The sequence below is a fragment of the Streptomyces sp. MCA2 genome (genome assembly GCF_023544705.1).
In the GTDB taxonomy this organism is placed as follows: domain Bacteria; phylum Actinomycetota; class Actinomycetes; order Streptomycetales; family Streptomycetaceae; genus Streptomyces; species Streptomyces decoyicus.
Genome location: NZ_JAMJFM010000004.1, coordinates 49,697 through 69,520 on the forward strand (window position 1 = coordinate 49,697; position 19,824 = coordinate 69,520).

A 19,824-nucleotide genomic window follows, 5' to 3' on the forward strand; every position below is an offset into this window, starting at 1 on the left:
CGTTGTCGCACCGCTCGTCTGCGCACGGCGCCGCGGGGTGTGCCGTGGCCCCGGTACGAGGGCGCATCGTGATTCCTCTCGTCACGTCGAAGAAGTCGAAGGAGGAGGTCCCGGCGCGCACCGTGGGCTGTTCGCGGCCCGGCGCGCGCGTCAGGCGGACCGGAAGACGAGTGCGGCGTTCTGGCCGCCGAAGCCGATGGAGAGGCTGGCGGCGGCGGATTGGGCCGTGGTGCGGGGGCCCTTGGCCACGATGTCCAGATCGATGTCGAGGTCGAGGTCTTCGTGGTTGGCGGTGGGAGGGATGGTGTCCCGTTGCAGGCTCATGACGGTGACGGCCGCTTCGATGGCGCCCGCCGCCCCGATGGCGTGGCCGAGCGCGCCTTTGAGGGACGTGACGGCGGGGGGCTCGGGGAAGACGGTGTGCAGCGCCTTGGCCTCGGCCAGGTCGTTGCGACGGGTTCCGGTGCCGTGCGCGTTGATGTGGTCGATGTCCCCGGGCCGCAGACCGGCATCCGCCAGGGCGGCGGTGAGGGCCGCCGCGGCTCCCCGGCCGTCCGGCTCGGGGGCGGCGTAGTGGTAGGCGTCGCAGCTCGCCCCGTAGCCGGCCAGATGTGCGCGCGGGCGGGCTCCGCGGGCGCGGGCGTGGTCGGGGTGTTCCAGCACCAGCACGGCGGCGCCTTCGGAGAGGACGAATCCGTCGCGTCCGGCGTCGAAGGGGCGGCAGGCGCCCGCGGGGTCCTCCCTCCGCTGGGAGAGGGCTCCCATGCGGTGGAAGCAGGCCGCGGGGATGGGGTGGCGGGCGGATTCCGCGCCGCCGGCCAGCACGATGTCGCACGTCCCGGCGCGCAGCAGGTCCCGGGCGACGCCGAGGGCGCTGCTGCCGGAGGCACAGGCGGTGGAGACGGCGAAGTTCGGCCCCGTGACCGTCAGGTCGAGGGCGATTTCGGCGGCCGCCATGTTGGGCACGCTGCGGGTGATGGCGAGCGGCGAGATGTCCAGGGGGCGGCCGGCCGCGAGCTTGGCGAACTCGCCGACATAGCGCTCCATGCTGGCCGTGCCGGTGCCGATGACCACACCGACGCGCGCGGCGTCCCAGTCGGTGGGGACGAGACCGGCGTCGGCGACGGCGTGGCGGGCGGCGAGCAGGGCCATGGCGACGAAGCGGTCCAGCCGCCAGGCCGCTTTCCGGCCGACCCTGGCGGCCGTGTCGAAGTCGGGCACCTGGCAGGAGATGTCCACCGGCAGGCCCGCGAGTTCCGGGTCCCGGGCGGCCGTGGACCGCCCTGTCAGCAGGCCGTCCCAGGTAGCCTGGGCGCCGATCCCGGCCGGGCTGATGACCCCGAGGCCGGTGACGGCGACCTCGTGGCACTGGCCGGGCATCAGGTGCCGCTGTTCGGCGCGGTGGTCAGGGCCTTGTCGGCGTCCTGGGCATCCATGAGCGCCGCGAGCCCGCCGATGGTCGTCGACAGGGGGATGTCCTCCAGCGAAAGCCCGGTGCGTTCCTGAAGCATCAGGCCCATCTCGACGAGAGCCAGCGAGTCCAGCCCCAGGTCCTCGAAGGTGCGCTCCGGGGTGACCTCGGCCGGGTCGAGATCGAAGGTTTCGGAGAGGGTGCTGGTGATCAGCTCGGTACTGGTGGGCACGGGTGACTCCTTCGGTGGGTGAGGTGGTGCCGGCGAAGGCCACGGTCGCGGTGCTCCACGGTGCGTTCCGTCGGTGCGGACGGGCGGCGCGCGTCCGTTCAGCGGGAGCCCGGGGCGCCCTTGGACGTGCGGGTGCGGCGGGGGGTGGTCATCGCGGCTCCAGGCGGGCGGGCGGCGGTCGGCACCGGGACCGGTGCGCAGGGGGCGGTCTCGCGCTCCCTACTGTCGCCGACCTGACACTCCGTCAGCGGGCTTGAAGGCACCTCCGAACGAATGATTTATCGCTCAATACCACCAGACGGGCTGCCTCCCGGGGCTCCGGCCACTACGGGCTCAGCGGCGTGCCCCTCACGGGGGCGCCGGGCGTCGCGGGGACCTTCCGGCCGGCCGAGCCAGCGTGCGGCCGCGGCGGCGGTGACCAGGGTGACGGCTCCGGCGACGACAGCGGTGAGCGTCATCGCGTCCGTGAAGGCCCGGCGCGCGGCGGCCAGCACCCCGGCGCGCAGGGGGCCGGGCAGGCGCATCGCCTGTGCGGGGACGGACAGCATGCTGTGCTCGGCCGCTTCCGCCACGAGCGCGGGGGCGTGCAGATCGGTGAGGGAGGTGGCGAGCCGGGAGGTGAAGACGGCGGCGAGCAGGGAGCCCTGGACGGCCACCCCGAGGGCGGAACCGACCTGGCGGGTGGCGTCGTTGATGGCCGAGCCGAGTCCGGCGCGTTCGGTGGCGACCGATCCCATCACCGACTCGGTGGCCGCGGCCGCCACGAGTCCGGCACCCACGCCCGCGACCAGCTGGAAGGCCGCGCAGTGCGAGTAGTCGGAGTCGGGGGTGGTGGTCGCGAGGATGGCGAAGCCGGCCGTCACCAGCAGCAGGCCGCCCACCACGGGAACCTTGCCGCCCAGCCTCGCCCGTACGGGCACCGCGCACACCGCGCCGAGAGCGAGTCCGGCCGGCAGCGGCAGCGTCCGCACGCCGGCCTGCCAGGGGCCGTAGCCGAGCACCCCCTGGAGGTACAGGGTCAGCACGAACAGCGCCCCGAACATGGCGAAGGACATCAGGGCGAGCGCCACCGCGGCCACTCCGATGCCCGGCACCCGCAGCAGGTACAGCGGGAGCATGGGCGCGGGCGCACGCAGCTGGCGGCCCACGAAGGCGGCCAGCAGCAGCACGGCGACGGTGAATCCGGTGAGCGCGGCCGGGCTGGTCCAGCCGCGGTGCGGGCTCTCGGTGATCGACCACACCAGGGCCAGCAGCCCCGCGGCCGACAGCGCGGCACCGGGCACATCGAAGCCGGTGCGCCGCCGCGCATGGGATTCGGGTACCAGGGCGAGGGCCAGGACGATGAGGACGGCGGCCAGCGGCAGATTGATCCAGAAGGCGGCGCGCCACGAGGAGTGCTCCACCAGCCAGCCGCCGATGACCGGGCCGCACAGGCCTCCCATGCCGCCGACCGCGGCCCACGCGGCGATCGCCCGGCTGCGCAAGTGGGCCTCGGGGAAGAGATGGTGCAGGACCGCCAGCGTCGCCGGCATCAGCAGCGCGGCCCCGGCCCCCATGACACAGCGCGCGGTGATCACCTGCCACGGATGGCCGGACAGCGCGCCGCCCAGCGAGGCGCCCGCGCAGACCGCCACACCGCAGACGAAGGAACGCCGCCGGCCCCAGGCATCGGTGAAGGCTCCGACGGCCAGCACCGTGCCGCCCAGCACCACGGCGTAGCCGTCCACGATCCACTGCACCTGCGCGGTGGAGGTGTCCAGGTCGCCCTGGAGGTCGGGGACGGCGACGTTGAGGACCGTGAGATCCAGGCCGAGCATGAACAGGCCGAGGCACACCACGGCGGCCGCGCCCACCCGCCGCGCGGGTCCGGCCGGTCCGCCGGCCGGCGCAGCGGCGGTCATGCCGTCGCCACGGGGCGGTTGATGACCGTGTCGAGCGCACCCGTGAGGTGGTCGACCAGCGCCTTCGTCCCCGTATGCAGAAAGGTGTGACCACCGGGGAAGAGCTGGGCCGGGCTGGACGTGGTGACCAGGTCGTTCCACGCCTGGAGTTCCCGCACGGGGGTGACCGGGTCCTGCTCGCCACCGTAGAGGGCCAACGGCACGTCGAGCGGGGGCTCGGGGCGGTGCCGGTAGTGCAGGAGCAGCAGACAGTCGGCCAGCAGCGGCGTGCAGGCCGCGGCCATCAGACGTGCGTCGGCCAGCAGTTGCTCGGGGATCGGACCGACGAGTTCACGGATGCCCTCCAGGCCGGCCGTCAGCCGCGGCGGCAGACCGGCGCTGTAGGCGTCGATATGCGGCGCCGACAACGAGGACAGCGCCAGCAGCGAGGGCAGCCGGCCGTGGGTGCGCCGCAGATGACGGGTCGCCTCGTAGGCCAGCAGCGCGCCCGCGCTGTGCCCGAAGACGGCGAACGGGCGGGGGTCGGCCCAGTCGTCCAGCACCGCGGCGAGCCGGGCGCTGAGGTACGCGGGATCGGTCAGCGACGGTTCCGCGGAGCGTGTTCCCCGGCCGGGCAGCGCCACCGAGCACGGCTCGACCCAGGGCGGGAGCAACGGCGCCCACCGCAGATAGCAGTCCGGACCGGCCCCGGCGGGCGGCACGCAATACAACCGCAGCGCCGCCTGCGGACGGGCGGCCAGTACCACGCGCTGCGGCACCGCCGACGCCGCCACCGTCACCGACGTCGACTCTTCCGTGAAACCGACACCCACGACACACGCCCTTCGCCTCGCGCTCCACTGGTCCGGGCTCCGCCCTCGTACCGCCGGGCGCCCCGAGCGGGGCCGCGTTCACCGTGGCGTCGGCGCCGTCCCGGCACCACCGCCGGCCGACGGGACCCGGGAGCCGGCCGGCCGGGCACAAGACCGATGCCCACGCCGACCCTGCACTCCCCCGCCGTCTCACTCCACACACCACGCAAGGCACGGCCCCCCTCTGACACCAACGGCGGCAGCTTGCGCACCCATGGCGCGAAGCCGTGCCCGGGCCCGCGGCGCGCGTTGCAAGATCGAACGGATCCTCAACTGGGCCCACCGCCGGCGCATCCGGGTCGTCCTCGACGCCCACCAGGACGTCTTCGGGCCCGCGTTCGGCCATCGCGGCATCCCGGAGTGGGTGACCCGCACCGACGGGCTGCCCTTCACCCCGCATCCGGACGACTGGTTCGCGGAGTACTTCGAGCCCGCCGTGCAGGCGGCCTTCGAGCACCTCTACGAGGACGCCGACCTCCAGCGGGCGCAAGCCCGTATGTGGCGCGTGCTGGCCCAGCGCTTCGCCCACCACCCGGCCGTGTTCGGCTACGACCTGATCAACGAGCCCATGGGGCGGCTCCGCGAGGGCGAGGACCTTCCGGCAGCCGCCCACCGCATCGAGTCCGAGCAGCTGACCCCGATGTACCAGCGGATCGCGGACGCGATCCGCACGGCCGACCGCCACCACAGACTGTTCGTCGAACCGACCCCGATCGCCGGCGAGGGGCTGCCCACCGGCCTCGGCCGCATCCACGACCCCGAGGTCGTCTACGCCCCGCACTTCTACAACGCCACGATGGAAGCCGGCGGCGACTACGACCCCTCGGCGCACTGGCTCGAAGCCTATGAGAACGCCGTCACCCGCTATCCGAGCGCCCAGCACATTCCGGTCGTCGTCGGCGAGTGGGGCCCCAGGGACAGCTCGCTGCCCCACATGGTGCGCTTCTACGGCGATGCCCTCGCCTCCCTCGACCGCTACAGCTCCGGCTGGGCGGGCTGGGAGTGGTGCTACGGCGGCGGGTACTGCGCCGTCGGCCAGGACAGCCGCTTCCTCGCCAACAAGGAACAGACCGCACGTCCCTATGCCCCCGCCGTCGCAGGCACCGTACGCGAGCAGCGCTACGACCCCACGACGCGGACGTTCCGCCTCGTCTACAACTCCTCGGGACGGTCCGACGACAGCGAGCTGAGCGCGCCGCCCACGGCCGCGGGATGGCAGGTGTCGGTTCAGGGCCCGGCCCTGGCCCGGCCACGTGTCGTGCCGGCCGGGGAGCGCGGCACGATCCGGGTACGGACGCGGCCAGGTGCCTCCGGCCGCGTCACGGTGACGGTCTCGCCACGTGGATGAGTGCGGGCCCGTCCGCCCTCCTCGCCCTGTCAGCCGAGGAGGTAGATGAAAACGCCCGGTGCGGTGGCGCTGCCGCCCGTGGTGGTGAGCGCGATGGTGACCGCACCCAGGGAATGGGTGGGGGCGACGGCGGCTACCCGGGTGCCGGACAGCACGGCGAACGTGGCCGGGACGCCGCCGAAGGTCACGCCGGTGGTCGTCGACAGACCGGTGCCGGTGATGTCGACCAGGGTGCCGCCCGCGGGGAGGCCGGTGACGGGGCTGAAGCCCGTGACGGTCGGTGCGGCCACGAAGCCGAAGGTCCCGGACGCGGTGTCGCTCCCGCCGAGCGCGGTGACGACCAGGGCCACCTGACCCGTCGCGTGGGCCGGGCTCACGACGGTGAGTTGGCTGTCGGACACCACCGTCGGCGTCACCGCCGTCGCGCCGAACGCCACGGACGTCACGGTGGCGAGGCCGCGCCCGGTGACGGTGATCGTGGCGCCGCCCGCCACGGGTCCTGAGGTGGGCGAGACGTCGAGGATGACGGGCGGGGGAACGTAGTAGAAGGCCACCGGGTTGCTGGTCCCCCCGGGCGTCGTCACCGTGGCGGCGACCACGCCGGCTCCCGAGGGAGCGACCACCGAGACGGATGTGGCCGTATTGGCCGTGATGGTGGCCGGCTTGGTGCCGAAGCGCACCTCGCTGGCATTCTCGAGGCCGGTGCCGGTCAGCGTCACCGCGGCACCGCCGCCGGTGGAGCCCTGGGTCGGATCGATCGGCATGTCCTCGCCACCTCTGTGCGGTAACTCCCCTGTCATGCCTGTCGCTCACCAGTTACCCAGGGTCGTTCGAGCGTGACGAGGGCGCGCTTCGCATCTTCACCCGGATGGCGCAGCGTGGGCCTGCCGCATCTCACTCGTCCCCGGCCTGCCGCGCACGCCCCTGCCACGACCGGCGCGGGCCGCAACCGTCCGCCGTGCCGGCGGTCGCCCCCTACCCGTAGTACCTGAGAGCTACGCGGGAAGTGCGCTCCACGGCGGGACGCCGACCAAGTGGGGTGATCCATAGCGTCGTTCCGGAAGCACGACCGGCTTCCGGAACGGAAGGACCCTCCCTCATGGCGCCCCGCCCGCCCGGCAGCCGCCCGCTGCGCACCCTGCTCGCCGCACTCGTCGCCGCCTCGGTGGCCGTACCCGTGTCGGGTGCGGCCCGCCCCTCGGCCGTTCCGGCACCTGTCCCGGTGGCCCTCGCACCGTTGCGGTCCCCCGGCCCCGCTGCCCTCGCCGAGCGGTACGCCGTCAACCGCGACAGCATCCGCGCGGCGGAGCGGATGGCCGAGGGCCACGGCGACCGGGCGCGGGCCGACGCACTGCGCGTCATGGCCGGTCCGGCACGGCAGTTCCTGTCCTTCGACGGCCGCAACGGGGGCCGCACCGTCGAGGTCGTCGGCAACCTGGCGCGGGCCGACCGGATCGCCGTACTGGTACCGGGTTCGGACACCAACCTCGACCGGTACGAACGTCTGCGGGCCGGTGCGACGGCGCTCCGGCAGGAGCTGGGCGACCGGTCCGCCGTCGTCGCCTGGGTCGGATACGAGACGCCGGCCACGATGAGCACCCGGGTCGTGACACCGGGCCTCGCCGAGGAGGCCGCTCCCCGACTGCGGGCGTTCGTCCGTGAGATGGCCGCACTTCGGCCGCCCGCCCGGATCACCGTCCTCTGCCATTCCTACGGTTCCGGGGTCTGCGGCCGGGCCGCTCCGGGGCTCGACGCCTCGGACATCGTCCTGTACGGCAGCCCCGGGGCGGGTGCCGGCAGCGTCGCGGCGCTGCACACCCGAGCGACCGTGTGGGCCGGCCGGGGCGACGACGACTGGATCGCCGACGTGCCGCACGCTCAGGTACAACTTCCCTTCTTCACCCTGGGGTTGGGGTCCGACCCGGTCTCGCCCGCCTTCGGCGCCCGGCCCTTCCCGGCAGGCGCCGGCGGCCACAGCGACTACCTCGCGCCCGGTTCCGTATCCCTGCGCAACCTCGCCCGGATCGTCTCCGGGCAGGACCCTGCCGAGGAGGGCCACCGTGCGTGACCTCGCCCGGCGGATCGCCTCCGCGACCCCGCCCGATCGTGACCGTGGCGTCGACGCCCTGCGTGCGCTCGCCATCCTCGGTGTGGTGCTCGGGCACTGGCTGGTGACCGCCCTGGTCGCCGACAGCGGCGCGGTGCACGTCGCCAGCCCGCTGCACCACATGCCGCAACTCACCCCGGTCTCCTGGGTTTTCCAGACCCTGGCGGTGTTCTTTCTGGTGGGCGGCCGGGTGGCCGCGAGGAGTTGTGCCGCCACCCGTGCCCGGGGCGGCACGTACGGGCGGTGGCTCCGTGCCCGGACAGCCCGGCTGTTGCGGCCGGTTGCTGCCGTCCTGGTGGTGTGGAGCGTGGTGGCGGGCGCGCTGCTCGCCTCCGGCGCCGGCCTGGAGACCGTACGCACGCTGGGCAAACTGGCACTGTCCCCGCTCTGGTTCCTGCTGGTCCTCATGGCGCTGACGGCGGCGACCCCGCTGGTCGCCAGGCTGCATCCGCTGTGGCCGCTCGCCGTCGTCCTGCACGTCGACCTGATCCGGTTCGGTCTGGGCGGGCCGGCCTGGCTGGGCTGGATCAATGTCCTGGCGGGCTGGCTGGTGCCGTACTGCCTGGGCGCGGCTTGGGCCCGGGGCGGGCTGCGGAGCCGCCCGACCGGCTGGGTGCTGCTGCTCGGCGGCGCCACCGTCACCGCCGGCCTCGTCGTGTGGGCCGGCTACCCCGCCGCCATGGTCGGGGTGCCCGGCGCCGACATCTCCAACCTCAACCCGCCCACTCTCGCGGCCGTCACCTTCGGTCTCGCCCAGTCGGGGGCGGCGCTGCTCCTGATCGGCCCGCTGCGCCGGATGCTGCAACGCCCCGCGCTCTGGGCGGCGGTGGCGCTGACGAACCTGTCGGCGATGACGGTCTTCCTGTGGCATCAGACCGCGCTGATGGCGGTGACGGCGGTCGGGCTGCTGGCGGGCGATCCCCTGCCCGGCCTGCACACCGTCCCCACCGGCTTCGGCTGGGTGCTCGCCCGGCTGGCCTGGCTGCCGGTGTTCGCGCTGACGCTGCTGATGTGCTGGGCCGCGTTCCGTACGTACGAGCAAGGACGGCGGGCCGGCACCCGGGTGGTACAGGAGGGGCGTCCCGCACGGACCACGGCGGTGCGGCGTGCTTAGGATGCGTCGTGTGAGCAAGGGGGGCGGGACCAACGGGGGGCGGCTGTGGGAAGCCGTGCGGGCGGTGCCACGCACCCTGCGCGAGGACCTGTGCACGGTGGCGCGTGATCCCCTGCCGAGCCTGCGCTGGCTGGGCCGGCTGCCGCATGCCCACGCGGTGCTGTTCGCGGTGCTGATGGGTCTGGCCAATGCGAATCAGTACGAGCCGCAACTCGAACCGGCCACGACGTCGGCCGCGACGACAACCGTGGCGACGGCCGGCGCGATGGCCGTGACGCTGCTCGTCGTGCTCCAGTCGGGCGCCGCCATCCTCGCGTTGTCCCGTCCGGTGCCCGCCTGGTGGCTGTCGACGCTTGCGCTCTTCCTGGCCAGGACCGTCGGCGAGACCAAAGTCAGCCACGCCCCGCTGTGGTCCTGGAGCTTCCCGGGGATCGCACTGCACACCTTCGTGCTGTTCCTCCTCGCGCTGCGGGTCCGCCCCCGGGTCGCGGCCGAGGCGCTGGGGCTCACCCTCCTGGCGGGATTGGCCGCATGGGCCTTCGCGGCACCCGCCCAGCAGCCGAGCCTCCTTCAGGACGCCATGACCTGCACGACCGCGGTGGTGGTGGGCGCCTCGCTGCGCGGCCGCCGGGTGGCCCGTACCCAACTCGTCGAGCAGGAGGTGCGGACCGCCGACGAGCGGGCCCGGCGCACCCTCCTGGAGGAGCGCAACCGGATCGCCCGCGAGCTGCACGATGTGGTCGCCCACCACATGTCGGTGATATCCATCCAGGCGCAGGTCGCCCCGCACCTGGTCAAGGAACCCACCGACGAACTGAAGGAGAATCTCGCGGGCATCCGCGAGAACGCCGTCGAGGCGCTGACCGAACTCCGGCGGGTCCTGGGCGTACTGCGCTCGGAGGACGCCCCGTCCGACGGAGTACGGCATGCCCCGCAGCCCACCCTCGGGCGGTTGGACGAGCTGGTCGGCAAGGTGCGCGCAACGGGACTCGCGGTCGTCACCGAGACCACCGGCCAACCGCGTCCGCTGCCGCCGGGAGTCGACCTGTCGGCGTTCCGTATCGTCCAGGAGGCGCTCAGCAACACGATGCGGCACGCGCCCGGAGCGGCGGTGCGGGTGGACCTCGGGTACCGGCCCGGCGGGCTCACCGTGCGTGTCACCAACACCGCGCCGGACCGGCCCGCCCCGCCCTCGCCGGGCGCCGGCCACGGATTGCTGGGCATGCACGAGCGCACCGCCATGCTCGGCGGTGAACTGGCCACCGGCCCCACTCCCGACGGCGGCTACGAGGTGACCGCGATCCTCCCCACGCACACCGCCGAGCCTGCCGAACCCGGTGAGGATGCCCCATGACGCCCATCCGTGTGCTGATCGCCGACGACCAGATCATGGTCCGACAGGGGTTCACGGTGCTGCTCAACGCCGAACCCGGCATCGAGGTCATCGGCCAGGCGGTCGACGGCCTCGATGCCGTTGCCCAGGTCGCCGAACTCGCCCCGGACGTCGTCCTGATGGACGTCCGGATGCCCCGGCTCGGCGGCATCGAGGCGACCCGTCAGCTCACCGAACCTGCCGGCGCCACCGTCAAGGTCCTGGTCCTGACCACCTTCGACCTCGATGAGTACGTGTACGAGGCGCTGCGCGCGGGTGCCTCCGGGTTTCTGCTGAAGGACGCCTCGGCGGCCGAACTCGCCCAGGCGGTACGGGTGGTGGCGGCCGGCGACGCTCTGCTCGCGCCGAACATCACCAAGCGCCTCATCGCCGAATTCTCCCGGGTCACCAGCTCCCCTCGCACCCCCCTCAAGGACCGTGTCGGTGATCTGACGGAACGCGAGACCGAGGTGCTGGCCCTGATCGCCCAGGGCCTGTCGAACGGGGAGATCGCGGAGCGTCTGGTGGTGGCGGAGCAGACCGTGAAGAGCCATGTGGGCCGGATCCTGGTCAAGCTGGGCCTGCGCGACCGGACACAGGCCGCCGTCTTCGCGTATGAGACGGGGCTGATACGCCCGGCCGGATACTGAGCCGGCCCGCGGCAGGGCGCTGCGCGAACGGCGGCCGCGGGGAGTTCCGACGGTGAAGTGGGCGGCCCCGGCGCGGCATCGGCCTCCGGTACCCCTCGCCCTTCCGCCGTGCGGCGGAGCGGCACCCACCTGGGGAGCGATGCAGGGCGTCGCGGCGAACGGGACCGTGGTGAACGGCAGGAAATCGCCTCCCTGCCGCACCGAATCCGGTCGATGACCGCATCCGCAGGAGGAAGCAATGCCCCGAATCCGCCGCCCGCTCGTCGTGGCCGCCGCCGCTCTCGCCGCCTGTACGGCGACCGCACTGACCCTGGGCACGACCGGGCCGGCCGCGGCTGCCGAGGCCGGGCCCCGGGCCGCCCGGCACAGCGCCGACGCACCGTCGCTGACGGGCTCCGCCAAGCTCGCGCGACAGCCCGGCGACAACGTCCACTTCCGCATCAACGCCCACGGGTTCGCCGACAAGGCGCGCGGCACGTTCTACGTGAGCCATCATTTCGGCAAGGTCTGGGGCGGACATTTCCAGGGCCGTATCGACTGCCTGGTGACCGGTGGTCCGGTGGCCGTCGCCACCGGCATCGTGACCGCGTCGCACTTCAAGAGCGCACCGGGCCTGCCGGAGATCGGGGACCTCAAGGGCAAGCGGTTCGGCTTCACCGTGCTGGACGGCGGCAAGAAGGGGGACCGGCTGGGCTACAGCTGGGCCATGGACGGCGTGCCGAAGAACAGCGTCGGCAAGTGCCTGGGCTCCGCCCCGTTCGAGACCCTGGAGAAGGGCGACTACAAGGTGCACCACTGGACGCCGTCGCACGAGGCCGCCAAGAACTGACCACCGCCCCTGAGCGACCCGGGGTGGCAGGCCTGCGCGCACCACCCCGGGCTGCCGTGCCGTCCGATCGCCCTTCGGCCTCGCCCAATCGCCCTTCGATCTCGCCCAGTTGCCCGTCCCCCTCACCCCGTTGTCCTTCCGCCCCGGCCGGGCGCGCTCTCGCAGCGACGGCCGGGGCGGAAGTGCGCCATGGCCCGCGCGCTACAGCTGGAAGGAGTCGGCCAAGATGTCGAGCTGCGCGGTCAGCAGGGTCTGCGCCCGGTGCCCCATCCCGGCGTATTGGCCGGACACCTCCAGGCTGACCGTGCCGTGCAGTTGGGACCAGGCCAGCACCGTACCGGCGAGGGCGGTCCCGGCGGCCGCGTCGTGCGGAGCCAGCCCGGTGTGCTGGGCCAGCCAGCCGGCGACATCGGCCTCCCGGCGCACCCAGGCGTCCATTTCGTCGACGACCGGCCGCAGCGTCTTTGTGGGGTCGCCCTCGGCGAACACCTTCAGGAACGGGCCCAGGACGGCCCGCGCACGGAGCAGGGTGTCCGGCGGAGCCGCGTAGCCGGGGACCGGAGTGCCCTGGATCAGCAGATAGCGGTGCGGCTGCGCGACGGCCCAGTCCCGGTAGGCGTCGGCGAGGGCGTGCAGGGTGGCGCGCGCGTCGTCGGCGGCGGACGCACCGTCGACGTGCTCGACGGCCCGCGCCACCTCGTCGTAGGCGTCCCGGATCAGCTCGCTCAGCAGGTCGTCCCGGCCCGCGAAGTAGCGGTAGAGGGCGGGACCCGACAGCCCCATGTCCTTGGCGATACGGGTGAGCGCCACGGCTTGCACGCCCCCTTCGGCGAGCTGCTGAAGCGCGGCCGCCTTGATCTCCGCACGGTTCTGCTCGCGGTAGCGGGCCCGGGGACTCCGTGCCTCGGCGGCCATGTTCTCCTCCTGCGTTCGCGACGGTGTCCAGCGCGTATGAGCCGGGTGTGAGCGGCTCTGAGCGGGTGTCGCCGATCGTAGCCAACCCTCCTCTTGCGATGGTGCGTCGCTGTAGTTATAGTCTCTAACAGAAGCGAGAGAGCGAAACGAAACCCGCCCCCCCGCTTCCGTCACAGGTCATTGCTCATCGGTCATCGGCTCGTAGAGAAGGAACCGCCATGTCTGCCGCAGAACTCTCGCTCCACGCAGTGCTGGGCGCCGGCCCCGCAGGCACCACGCTCGCCGGTGAACTCGTCCGCCGCGGCCACGCCGTACGGCTGGTCAGCCGCTCGGTCCCGGACAGCGCCGCCGAGGGCATCGAGCGGTTCGCCGCCGATGTGAGCACGCCCGAGGGGGCCTTGGCCGCCGTCCAGGGCGCCGCCGTCGTCTACCACTGCGTGAACGTCGACTATCACCGCCAGGTCGAGGTGATGCCCCGGGTCCAGGAGGCGGTACTGGCCGCCGTCGAGGCCACGGGCGCCCGCCTGGTCGTGCTGGACACGCTGTACCCGTACGGCCCGACGCACGGCGAGGTGATGACGGAGGAGACCCCGTGGCGGGCGACCAGCCGCAAGGGGCGGATGCGCGCGCAGCTGGACGAGCGCTATCTCGCCGCCCACCGTGCGGGGCGCGCCCGTGTCGTCCTCGGCCGGTCGGCCGACTTCGTCGGTCCCGGCGTGCTCAACTCGTCGCTCGGCGGAGCGGTCTTCCCCGGCGCGCTGACCGGTGGCGAGGCGCTCGGCATGGGCGACATCGACCTGCCCCACAGCTACACGGACATCCGGGACGTGGCGACCGGACTCGCCACGCTCGGTGCCCACCCGGAAGGCGACGGCAGGGTCTGGCACCTTCCCACCGCGCCCGCCGTCACCACACGCGAGATCTACTCGATGATCGAGGAGCGGGTGGGGCAACCGGTGCGGAGCGTGACCCTGGCCGAGCCCCGCCCCTTCGGGCCGTTCGACGCGACGTTCATGGACGAGTACGCGGAGATGTTCTACCAGCACACCGAACCGCAGATCGTGGACTCCACCGCCTTCGAGCGCACCTTCGGCATCCAGCCGACACCCCTGGACGCGACCCTCGACGCCACCGTCGACTGGTACCGCGCGCTGCTGGCCGGCGCCCGGAGCTGAGCGGGACGCACACACGCCGAAGGCCGACGCCCGGTGCGTCGGCCTTCGGCGTGCCCGTGGTGGTCAGGAAGCGCTGGGCAGCTTCGCCGACCAGGCCGTCACCGACAGCGCCCCGCCGTCCACGAGGGTGTCGAACGGCACGACGCTGTGCGAGTTGCTGCCCGTCGGAGACACCTGGAGGTACTTGGCCTGCGCCGAGGACGGACCGGCGTGCGTCCAGACCAGGTCCGCGAAGGCGCTCTTGCCCGGCTTCAGCGTGACCTGGTGCGCGCCCGGGTCCTTGGCGAAGTAGGTGTCACCGTGGTGCGCGGTGGTCTTCAGGGCCGTGTGACCGGCACCCTCCAGCGCCAGCCCCGGGTAACCGTTGATCGCGCAGGTGCTCTGGCCGGTGTTGGTCACCTTCAGGTAGGTGCCCGAGTGACTCATTCCGGCCTGGCTCGACCCCGCGTCGGTGGTCGTGACCTTCAGGGTCCCCGGTGCGCACGAGCCGGCGCCGGCCGCGCCGGTGCCTGCCGCACCTGCCGCGGAGGCAATTCCGGCGCTCGCTCCCACCGCAAGGGCGACAGCAGCGGTGACGGTGGCGGCGGTACGCAGACCACGGATGGTCATCAGTCATCAACTCCCTCTTCTCCGGAAACCGGAGAAACTTCGGTACAACTCCCGCCGTGCGACCCGCTCGGCTCTCCCCGGCCGCCCGCGAGGGGCGACGCGCCGCGGAGGAGCCGGAAGCGCGGATCCGGGCGGTGAGTTCTTCTTCGTTCCGCGTCACTCACTCTCGGTGTGGCCACTGATGATCGGCTAACGCCTCGCTAATACCGGGGAAACCAGGGCGGGCGAGGAGAACGAAGAGGTGCGAGGGATGCGAGGAGTGCGAGGGGGTACGAGGAGTTCGCAGGTGGGCGCGGCTGCGCCGGGATGATGCGGCGGAAGCCGTTCCGATCAGACGTGCGATGCTGGAGCACTCCGGAGCACGACAAGAAGTGGGAGTGTACGGCAGCGTGATCGCAGCGATACGGCGGGCTGGGACGAGCACCTGGGACCGCTTCGCGGCATCCGACCCAGGGCTGCTGCGACTGATGGCGGGGCTGCGGACGGTCGGAGCGATCGTGCTCACCCTCGTCTGTCTCGCGCCGCTCCACACCGACGTGACCTTGATGGTCGCGGGCGCCATGGCGGCCATGGTCGCCACCTTCGCGATCAAGGAGAAGGAGGTGCCGGGCCAGGCGATCACCCTTGCGCTGGGCCTGCCCGTCGCGCTGGCCGCCATGTCGCTGGCGGCGCTGCTGCACACCCTGGTCATCGCCGGTGATGTGTTCTTCGTCCTCCTGATCTTCGGTGCCGTCTACTCCCGGCGGTTCGGCGACCGCGGCACCGCACTCGGCCTGATCGGCTTTCAGGTCTACTTCGTCTCGCTGTTCGTGCACGCCACCGTCCCCGCCCTCCCCGAGCTGTGTCTGACCCTGGGCATCGCCTTCGCGTGCAGCGCGGTCGTACGGTTCGCCGTCGTCCCGGAGACACCCCAGCGCACCCTGGGCCGTCTGCGTGCCGCCTTCCGGGCACGCCTGGCCCAGCTGCTGGCAACCCAGCTGGAGCTGCTGGACGCGGGCCCCGACGAACTGGACAAGGTCCTCGACGACCTGCGGCGGCACACCGCCCGGCTGCACGAGGCGGCCTTGATGATCCAGGGCCGCCTGGAGGAGGGGACGCGGGACGCGGCCGCGGCGGGGCTGGTGCAACGCCGCGTCGCGGATGCCGAGATCGCCGCCGAACGGCTGGGCATGCTGATACTCAACGCCCGCAGCGCGGAGCGGGCGGACACCCTCACCATGCATCTGCCGCACGCCCCCGTCCCGGCCACGGCGACCCGTACCCAGGCCGAGGACGACGCGACCCGCACCCTGCGCCGGGATCTCAATGCCCTGCTCCTGCTGGTCGCCCGGCGCGCGCCCGACGACCGCGGCACCGCGCTGGCCCATGTACGCAACCGGCTGCTCGGCTACCGGGACGAGGACACTCTGCCGCGCGCCTCGTCCATCGTCCAGGACGTCTTCCGTGGGCTCGGTGAGGCCGCACGTGCCGTCCTGGGTCTGCGGCTGGCGCTGGACGGGCCACAGGACGAATCGGACGACTCCCCGGCCACCACGCGCTCACGTGAGGAGTTCGACGCCGAGGATCTCGCGATCGTCGGGGCCGAGGAGTCGGACGACACGGAGGAGGACCGCACCGGGCTCCAACGGCCCACCACCCGGGCGGCGTTCCAGGTCTCCGTGGGCTCGACCCTGGCCATCATCGGCGGTGAGTTCCTCTCCAGCCAGCGCTGGTACTGGGCCGTGCTGGCCTGCTGGGTGGTCTTCCTCAACACCGCTTCCACGGGCGAGATCCTGGTCAAGGGATACCGCCGGCTGGTGGGCACGGTGCTCGGCGTGGTCGCCGGTGTCGCCCTCGCCGGGCTGGTCGGCAACCACACCTGGGCCGCGTTCGCGCTCGTTCTGCTGTGCATCTTCGGGATGTTCTTCACCGCACCGCTCTCGTATGCGCTGATGTCCTTCTTCGTCACCGCGATGCTCGGGCTGCTCTACACCCTGCTCAACACCTACAGCCTGTCCGTGCTGGTGCTGCGCATCGAGGAGACGGCGCTCGGCGCCGCCTGCGGGATCATCGCCGCCATGGTGGTGCTGCCGGTGCACACCGACCGCCGTACGGACGAGCTGCTGGGCACGGTGCTGGTCCGGTTGCGGGATGTCGTCTCCGCCGCGGTGGAACAGCTCAGCGGCGGCCCCGCCGTCGACCTGCTGGGCAAGGCACGCGATCTGGACACGGCGCTGGACGATCTGCGCGCCTCCACCAAGCCTCTGACCCATCCGATCACCCCGCTGCGGGTCCGGCGGCAGACCGCTCGTTACCTGGTGGCGCTCCTGGAGACCTGTGCCTACCACGCCCGTTCCCTGGCGGCGACGGCCGAACTGGTGCCGTACAGCAAGACCGTCGCGGCCGACCCGCGCCTGGAGCGCGCCGGCCGGCGGATCGGGCACAACATCGATCTGATCGTCGCGCGCGTGCTGGAGGAGACCGCCGAAGGCGAGGTCGAATCCGGCGTCAGCATCGCCGCGATGCTGGACGCGGCCGGCTCCGGTGCCCTGCGCTCGGGCTCCGTCACCTTCCGCGTCCTCCGGCATCTCCAGCGCCTCGACGAGGGCGTGGTCGGCATCGCCCGCCCCCTCGACGTACCGGTGGCGGGGCCGAAGGCGGGCAAGAGCATCTAGGGCCAGTTGGCGGCCGGCCGCAACACGCCCTGCCCAGGGCGCGTTGCGAAGGTGCCCGTCAGACCATGCCGTTCGAGGCGGCTGCTGCCGAATTCGCTTGTCCGCCCTTGCGGTGCCGCACTACCGTGCCGATGTGGATCTCTTCTCACGCTCTTGGACGGCGTTGCGCACGGCGGTCGCCGAACTCCCGGACAAGGACTTCGCGCAGCCGTCCGGCTGCACCGGCTGGCTCGTGCGGGACCTGGTGTGCCACCTGATCATCGACGCGCAGGACGTCCTGATCACCCTCGTCACCCCCGCCGAAACCGAACCGACCGTCGACGCGGTGACCTACTGGAACGTCGAGAGCCAACCGCCGACCGGCGAGGACCCGCTCGACGCGCTGACCGTCCGGCTGGCCGCCGCGTACGAGGAACCCCGCCTGCTCAAGTTCCACCTCGACGACGTCGGCTCCGCCGCCGGACGCGCCGCCGCACTCGCCGACCCCGGCGTCCGGGTGAGCACCCGCGACCAAGTCCTCACGGCGGGCGACTACCTCACCGCGTACGTCCTGGAATGGACGCTGCACCACCTCGACCTGATCGCGTACCTCCCGGACGCGACGGACCCGCCCGCGGAGGGCCTGGCCCGATCCCGCGCGACGCTGGAGAAGATCGCCGACGCCGCGTTCCCCGCGTCGTTCAGCGACAAGGACGCACTTCTGGTCGGCACCGGCCGCCGGACACCGACCGACGCGGAGAATGCCGAACTCGGCGAGCTGGCCGCGAAACTGCCGCTCGCCCTGGGCTGATACGTCACCTGTGGACTGGCCGGGTGTGGGTGAGGCAAGGGCGACCCCCTGCCTCACCCCTCAGCGGTTCATGCCGGCCTCAGGGCTCGTCCGGCGGCAGGCCGGCGGCAGGACCTGGGTCCCCGTACGCGTCCGGACCGTGTACGCCCGTGCGCCTTCGTCGAAGGAGCTCAGTCGTCGGCCACGCCGGAGCGGCAGGCGGGGTGCCCCCAGCCCTCCGGGTTCTTGGTGATGGGCTCGCCCGCCGCGTAGGAGCGTCCGCAGCGGCAGCGTCCGGGGAACTTGGCGTTGAGGGTCCGCGTCGAACTTCCCGAGGTGCGCCGCTTAGGCGAGGACGCCGTTTTCGCCACCGCGCCGGAGGCACCTCGGCGAGAGCCGGAAGGCCGGACGGTGTCAGGGGCGGGCGGTGGCTGCGGGGAGCCGAGCTCGCTGCCGGCGGCCTCCTGGACGATCGCCGACTGGCTCGCGGCCCGGTCGGCGAAGTCGTTGAGCGGGTCGCCGTCCACTTGGTGCGCGGGCACGTACCGGAACTCCACGGAGCGGTCCGTGAGCAGTGCGTCGATGCGCATGACGAGTTCCTGGTTGGCGACCGGCTTGCCCGCCGCGGTCTTCCACCCCTTGCGCTTCCAGCCGGGCAGCCAGGTGGTGACGGCCTTCATCGCGTACTGGGAGTCCATCCGGATCTCCATCGGAACGGCCGGATCGGTGGCCGCCAGCAGACGTTCCAGTGCCGTGAGTTCCGCGACGTTGTTGGTCGCGGTGCCCAGCGGGCCGGCCTCCCACCGGACGACGGTCTCCGCACCGTCGGCGATGACCCAGGCCCAGCCCGCGGGCCCGGGATTTCCTTTCGACGCGCCGTCACAAGCGGCGATCACGCGTTCAGCCATGCGCGCGATCATGCCAGCCGCCGACGCCCCGAGCGAAGCCGCCTCCGTCGGCGCCCCGTGTGCGGCCACCGCCTGAGTCCCAGGTCACACTCTGCGCCACGGGCCGCGGCGGCCGGGAGCGGCGTCCGGTGCATGGAGCGGTGTCCGTGCACGGAGCGGCGTCCGGGCTGCGAGCCCGCGCCCACGGCCGTCCGCGCCGGCCCGGCCCGGATCAGTTGCCCGCTGTCTTCTCCGGGCGGAGCTCACTCGGCCGTACGATCACGAAGCCCTCGCCGTCGAGGCGGAGTTGGACTGCCTCACCGGAACCGCCGCGGAGCATCGAACCGAGGCTCTGCGAACGGTGCAGCGAGGTCTGGAGGCCGCTGCTCCAGCCGACCACCGCATCGGTGTCGACGAAGACCGGGGACTGCGGGGAGACGGGGATGACGAGGGGATTGCCCTCGCACATCACGGCCAGCTTGCCCTGGCCGCTGAAGACGGAGTTGAAGAGCCCGCCGCCGACCATGCCGGCGCCCTTGACGACCTTGATCTCGTAGGAGAGGGACGGGTCGAAGCACAGCACGTTGCGGCCGTTGACGGTGATGCCGTCGCCGGGGGCGAGGTCGATGATGAAGCAGTTGGCGGCTTCGTGGGCGAACCACACCTCGCCCCGGCCCCGTATGGCCATCAGCGCCAGCCCCTCACCGGTGACCGCGCGCTTGAGGAACTTGCCGACGCCCTGCCCCTGCTTCTCGAAGTGCAGATCCCCGCGGTAGGCGATCATCGAGCCCTGCCGCGCGTAACACTCGCCGTCCAGCGCGTACTTGATCGACTTGGCGTTCTGCTGGGTCATTCCGGGGGCGGTGGCCGGCGTGGCCATGTTCTCGGACGCGAAGAGATCACTGTTCATGGCAGCATGCTAAGCGGGTCCGGGAGAGGGCACACCGGAACGCCCGGCCGCGGGTACGGAGGCGCCTCGGCCCACCCGGCCGCGGCCTCC

General features: G+C 72.5%; 18 protein-coding genes. 9 read left to right on the plus strand and 9 right to left on the minus strand.

Annotated elements, in window-relative coordinates:
• Positions 1-150 precede the first annotated feature (150 nt).
• From M8I34_RS04640 to M8I34_RS04655, 4 genes are all read right to left on the minus strand, one after another.
• On the minus strand, positions 151-1,380 hold the full coding sequence (locus tag M8I34_RS04640) for a beta-ketoacyl synthase (protein ID WP_250048016.1): 1,230 nt from the start codon (positions 1,378-1,380) through the stop codon (positions 151-153).
• The gene (locus tag M8I34_RS04645) at positions 1,380-1,643 is read right to left on the minus strand and encodes an acyl carrier protein (RefSeq protein ID WP_250048017.1); all 264 of its coding nucleotides are present in this window, start codon (positions 1,641-1,643) and stop codon (positions 1,380-1,382) included. Before M8I34_RS04645 ends, M8I34_RS04640 begins: the two co-directional genes overlap by 1 nt.
• A gap of 278 nt (positions 1,644-1,921) precedes the next feature.
• Positions 1,922-3,544 (minus strand): MFS transporter, encoded by a 1,623-nt coding sequence (locus M8I34_RS04650; RefSeq protein WP_250048018.1) that lies wholly within the window; start codon positions 3,542-3,544, stop codon positions 1,922-1,924.
• Positions 3,541-4,356: a thioesterase II family protein gene (locus tag M8I34_RS04655; protein WP_250048019.1), complete on the minus strand. Its 816-nt coding sequence runs from the start codon at positions 4,354-4,356 to the stop codon at positions 3,541-3,543. Before M8I34_RS04655 ends, M8I34_RS04650 begins: the two co-directional genes overlap by 4 nt.
• 253 nt (positions 4,357-4,609) lie before the next feature.
• Here M8I34_RS04655 and M8I34_RS04660 point away from each other — a divergent pair, with 253 nt between their 5' ends.
• On the plus strand, positions 4,610-5,743 hold the full coding sequence (locus tag M8I34_RS04660) for a cellulase family glycosylhydrolase (RefSeq protein WP_250048020.1): 1,134 nt from the start codon (positions 4,610-4,612) through the stop codon (positions 5,741-5,743).
• A gap of 29 nt (positions 5,744-5,772) precedes the next feature.
• Here M8I34_RS04660 and M8I34_RS04665 read toward each other — a convergent pair whose 3' ends face one another.
• Complete coding sequence (locus M8I34_RS04665; RefSeq protein WP_250048021.1) at positions 5,773-6,507, minus strand: IPT/TIG domain-containing protein; 735 nt, start codon at positions 6,505-6,507, stop codon at positions 5,773-5,775.
• A gap of 335 nt (positions 6,508-6,842) precedes the next feature.
• Here M8I34_RS04665 and M8I34_RS04670 point away from each other — a divergent pair, with 335 nt between their 5' ends.
• The 5 genes from M8I34_RS04670 (at position 6,843) to M8I34_RS04690 (ending at position 11,815) form a co-directional block, all read left to right on the plus strand.
• Complete coding sequence (locus M8I34_RS04670) at positions 6,843-7,811, plus strand: alpha/beta hydrolase (RefSeq protein WP_250048022.1); 969 nt, start codon at positions 6,843-6,845, stop codon at positions 7,809-7,811.
• Positions 7,804-8,964, plus strand: coding sequence for an acyltransferase (locus M8I34_RS04675; RefSeq protein ID WP_250048023.1), 1,161 nt, complete (start codon positions 7,804-7,806; stop codon positions 8,962-8,964). The genes M8I34_RS04670 and M8I34_RS04675 overlap by 8 nt, the downstream gene beginning before the upstream one ends.
• 1 nt (position 8,965) lies before the next feature.
• On the plus strand, positions 8,966-10,318 hold the full coding sequence (locus M8I34_RS04680; RefSeq protein ID WP_250048024.1) for a sensor histidine kinase: 1,353 nt from the start codon (positions 8,966-8,968) through the stop codon (positions 10,316-10,318).
• Positions 10,315-10,986, plus strand: a complete 672-nt coding sequence (locus M8I34_RS04685; RefSeq protein WP_250048025.1) for a response regulator transcription factor — start codon at positions 10,315-10,317, stop codon at positions 10,984-10,986. Before M8I34_RS04680 ends, M8I34_RS04685 begins: the two co-directional genes overlap by 4 nt.
• Before the next feature lie 238 nt (positions 10,987-11,224).
• Positions 11,225-11,815, plus strand: a complete 591-nt coding sequence (locus M8I34_RS04690; protein WP_250048026.1) for a hypothetical protein — start codon at positions 11,225-11,227, stop codon at positions 11,813-11,815.
• A gap of 201 nt (positions 11,816-12,016) precedes the next feature.
• On the opposite strand, the gene M8I34_RS04695 is transcribed toward M8I34_RS04690, so the two are convergent.
• Positions 12,017-12,730, minus strand: coding sequence for a TetR/AcrR family transcriptional regulator (locus tag M8I34_RS04695; protein WP_250048027.1), 714 nt, complete (start codon positions 12,728-12,730; stop codon positions 12,017-12,019).
• 218 nt (positions 12,731-12,948) lie between these two features.
• On the opposite strand from M8I34_RS04695, the gene M8I34_RS04700 reads away from it, so the two are divergent.
• On the plus strand, positions 12,949-13,905 hold the full coding sequence (locus M8I34_RS04700; protein WP_250048028.1) for an NAD-dependent epimerase/dehydratase family protein: 957 nt from the start codon (positions 12,949-12,951) through the stop codon (positions 13,903-13,905).
• A 63-nt stretch (positions 13,906-13,968) separates the two neighbouring features.
• On the opposite strand, the gene M8I34_RS04705 is transcribed toward M8I34_RS04700, so the two are convergent.
• Positions 13,969-14,514 (minus strand): DUF4232 domain-containing protein, encoded by a 546-nt coding sequence (locus M8I34_RS04705; RefSeq protein ID WP_250048029.1) that lies wholly within the window; start codon positions 14,512-14,514, stop codon positions 13,969-13,971.
• A gap of 467 nt (positions 14,515-14,981) precedes the next feature.
• Here M8I34_RS04705 and M8I34_RS04710 point away from each other — a divergent pair, with 467 nt between their 5' ends.
• Together M8I34_RS04710 and M8I34_RS04715 are read left to right on the plus strand one after the other, a co-directional pair.
• Positions 14,982-17,168 carry an FUSC family protein gene (locus M8I34_RS04710; protein WP_250048157.1) on the plus strand — a complete coding sequence of 729 codons (2,187 nt, stop codon included), beginning with the start codon at positions 14,982-14,984 and terminating at the stop codon, positions 17,166-17,168.
• Between the two features lie 133 nt (positions 17,169-17,301).
• On the plus strand, positions 17,302-17,958 hold the full coding sequence (locus M8I34_RS04715; protein ID WP_250048030.1) for a maleylpyruvate isomerase N-terminal domain-containing protein: 657 nt from the start codon (positions 17,302-17,304) through the stop codon (positions 17,956-17,958).
• Between the two features lie 170 nt (positions 17,959-18,128).
• On the opposite strand, the gene M8I34_RS04720 is transcribed toward M8I34_RS04715, so the two are convergent.
• Entirely contained in the window at positions 18,129-18,857 is a 729-nt protein-coding gene (locus M8I34_RS04720) for a ribonuclease H (protein ID WP_250048031.1), read from the minus strand.
• A 199-nt stretch (positions 18,858-19,056) separates the two neighbouring features.
• Positions 19,057-19,734 carry an AIM24 family protein gene (locus M8I34_RS04725; protein ID WP_250048032.1) on the minus strand — a complete coding sequence of 226 codons (678 nt, stop codon included), beginning with the start codon at positions 19,732-19,734 and terminating at the stop codon, positions 19,057-19,059.
• Positions 19,735-19,824 lie beyond the last annotated feature (90 nt).

Bases quoted from the DNA above. Each gene is read 5' to 3' on its own strand.
- M8I34_RS04640 (WP_250048016.1), bottom strand. From the start codon at position 1,380: ATGCCCGGCCAGTGCCACGAGGTCGCCGTCACCGGCCTCGGGGTCATC.
- M8I34_RS04710 (WP_250048157.1), top strand. From the start codon at position 14,982: ATGGCGGGGCTGCGGACGGTCGGAGCGATCGTGCTCACCCTCGTCTGT.
- M8I34_RS04720 (WP_250048031.1), bottom strand. From the start codon at position 18,857: ATGATCGCGCGCATGGCTGAACGCGTGATCGCCGCTTGTGACGGCGCG.
- M8I34_RS04650 (WP_250048018.1), bottom strand. From the start codon at position 3,544: ATGACCGCCGCTGCGCCGGCCGGCGGACCGGCCGGACCCGCGCGGCGG.
- M8I34_RS04695 (WP_250048027.1), bottom strand. From the start codon at position 12,730: ATGGCCGCCGAGGCACGGAGTCCCCGGGCCCGCTACCGCGAGCAGAAC.
- M8I34_RS04680 (WP_250048024.1), top strand. From the start codon at position 8,966: ATGCGTCGTGTGAGCAAGGGGGGCGGGACCAACGGGGGGCGGCTGTGG.
- M8I34_RS04705 (WP_250048029.1), bottom strand. From the start codon at position 14,514: ATGACCATCCGTGGTCTGCGTACCGCCGCCACCGTCACCGCTGCTGTC.
- M8I34_RS04690 (WP_250048026.1), top strand. From the start codon at position 11,225: ATGCCCCGAATCCGCCGCCCGCTCGTCGTGGCCGCCGCCGCTCTCGCC.
- M8I34_RS04670 (WP_250048022.1), top strand. From the start codon at position 6,843: ATGGCGCCCCGCCCGCCCGGCAGCCGCCCGCTGCGCACCCTGCTCGCC.
- M8I34_RS04660 (WP_250048020.1), top strand. From the start codon at position 4,610: ATGGCGCGAAGCCGTGCCCGGGCCCGCGGCGCGCGTTGCAAGATCGAA.
- M8I34_RS04700 (WP_250048028.1), top strand. From the start codon at position 12,949: ATGTCTGCCGCAGAACTCTCGCTCCACGCAGTGCTGGGCGCCGGCCCC.
- M8I34_RS04685 (WP_250048025.1), top strand. From the start codon at position 10,315: ATGACGCCCATCCGTGTGCTGATCGCCGACGACCAGATCATGGTCCGA.
- M8I34_RS04725 (WP_250048032.1), bottom strand. From the start codon at position 19,734: ATGAACAGTGATCTCTTCGCGTCCGAGAACATGGCCACGCCGGCCACC.
- M8I34_RS04665 (WP_250048021.1), bottom strand. From the start codon at position 6,507: ATGCCGATCGATCCGACCCAGGGCTCCACCGGCGGCGGTGCCGCGGTG.